The organism is Caldisericia bacterium, from assembly GCA_026414995.1.
In the GTDB taxonomy this organism is placed as follows: Bacteria; Caldisericota; Caldisericia; order B22-G15; family B22-G15; genus JAAYUH01.
Window position 1 is genome coordinate 1 of the sequence record JAOAHY010000034.1, and the last position, 798, is coordinate 798.

The 798-nt window shown below is 59.4% G+C and carries 1 rRNA gene; it reads right to left on the reverse strand.

Annotation, left to right across the window (positions count from 1 at the left end):
- Positions 1–798, reverse strand: a 23S ribosomal RNA gene (locus N3D74_06650); the annotation flags it as partial.

Below are 798 nucleotides of genomic sequence, written 5' to 3' on the forward strand. Positions count from 1 at the left end.
CCCTCTCGACTACGGAGCTGATCCCTCGTAGTCTCACTGCCAGGCTACCTATCCCGGCATTCGGAGTTTGGTTGGGTTCGGTACCCCTTTCGGGGCCCTAGCCCAATCAGTATCTCTACCTCCGGGAAGGAACGCCTGACGCTGCACGTCGATGCATTTCGGGGAGAACGAGCTATAACGGAACGCGATTGGCTTTTCACCGCTACCCACACCTCATCGGACGGTTTTGCAGCACCGACCCGTTCGGGCCTCCAGACGGCGTTACCCGCCCTTCACCCTGGGCATGGGTAGATCGTTCCGCTTCGCGTCTGCCCCCAGCGACTTAACGCCCTATTCGGACTCGCTTTCGCTCCGGCTTCGCCTGACGGCTTAACCTTGCCGCTGAGGACAACTCCCTGGCTCATTCTGCAAAAGGCACGCAGTCGGGCCATGAAGACCCTTCCACTGGCTTGTGGATCCGGGGTTTCAGGTTCTATTTCACTCCCCTTCCGGGGTTCTTTTCACCTTTCCCTCGCGGTACTATGCGCTATCGGTCTGTCCGTAGTACTTAGCCTTGGAGGGAGGTCCCCCCAGATTCCCACGACCTTCCACGGGGGCCGTGGTACTTGGGAGCGTACACCCAGGAGACCTCTCACCTTTCACCTACGGGGCTTTCACCCTCTATGGCGGAGCGTTCCAGCTCACTTCGGTTAGGTGGAGGTTTTGTAACTCCCTGAGAAGCTGGCAGACTTCTCCGTGTACGTCCCGCTACCCCGTACGAGCTAAGGCTGCCACCATGGCACCCGTACGGTTTGGGCT